This is a genomic window from Leisingera sp. F5 (assembly GCF_001593695.1).
On sequence record NZ_LUKH01001343.1, the window covers coordinates 1 to 1,097 of the forward strand.

Below are 1,097 nucleotides of genomic sequence, written 5' to 3' on the forward strand. Positions count from 1 at the left end.
AAGCCGTCTTCTTTGAGCTGCGCCCAGACGGCGTCCCGCTCGGCGCCGGCGATCTTGCCCAGGTCACCGCCGACCAGGTCGGCCAAGGCGTCCAGCTTGGGCTTGCCGTCGCGCTGGAAGTCTTTGGCTTCCAGGGTGCGGATTGCCTCGGCGATGGTTTCCTCCCGCTCTTCCACGGCCTGTTCGTCATCCGGCCCGGCGTCGGTCATGCGCAGCAGCGGTTCGGCTTTCAGCCGCTCCAGAACCGCCTCGGTGAAATCGGAAATCTTGGCGACGGTGCCGGTTGTGGTGAAGTGCCGGCCTCCCCGCCAACTTGCATCTGTTATGCAGCTGCAGCCGCCCGGCCCCGGATGCATTCCGCCGAACCGGCATCAACCGGCAGCAATCCCGCACAGGCCGCACCAGCCAATCCGCCCTTTCTCTCTCCAACCACGCTTGCTCATGCACAAACCGGCGGCTATGAAACGCAAACACGCAAAAGTCCGGTTTGATCAGATCCAGGCGGCCGGGGCGCTGGAAGGGCTGACAGACAGGGTGCGGGCTGTGGCAGGCATTCTTCAGAGGAAGAGCGGACCAGCGCAGACGCGGGATGGGGCCATGGCGGCAATAGCCAATTCGAAGGAGACCGGAAAACCGTTCAGAATATCCGTCATTTGCCGATCAAGCGGCAGGCCGGCGCATTCTTCGATTTCACCTACGGTGATTTCTGGATTCTGAATTATGATCCCGGTCCGGACGTCAAGGCACCGGTTGCACTCTGAACAGCAAGGAAGACACTTATGATTACTCTGATCGCTGCGCGGGCGCGCAACGGGGCCATTGGCAAGGACAATGATATCCCGTGGTTTGCGCCTGAGGATCTGAAAGCGTTTCAGCGCGAGACCCTGGGCGGCGCCATCATTATGGGCCGCAATACCTGGGACAGCCTGCCGGTGAAACCGCTGAAGAACCGGCTCAATCTGGTGGTGTCGTCCAACCCGCAGGCGGCAGAGATTGTGCTGCCGTCGATCGGGGCGGCGGTGCAGGAGGCCTATGCGCAGGGCTACCGCCGGGTCTATGGCATTGGCGGCGAAGGTATTTACCGCGGCATGCTGGAG

1 protein-coding gene and 1 pseudogene are annotated in these 1,097 nt (G+C 62.2%); one reads left to right on the forward strand and one right to left on the reverse strand.

Annotation, left to right across the window (positions count from 1 at the left end):
- Window positions 1-356 (reverse strand): annotated as a pseudogene (locus A2I95_RS41280) (hypothetical protein); the annotation flags it as partial.
- Window positions 357-779: 423 nt separating this feature from the next.
- Here A2I95_RS41280 and A2I95_RS41285 point away from each other — a divergent pair.
- The coding region (locus tag A2I95_RS41285) for a dihydrofolate reductase (RefSeq protein ID WP_291738068.1) at window positions 780-1,097 on the forward strand (318 nt) is incomplete at its 3' end.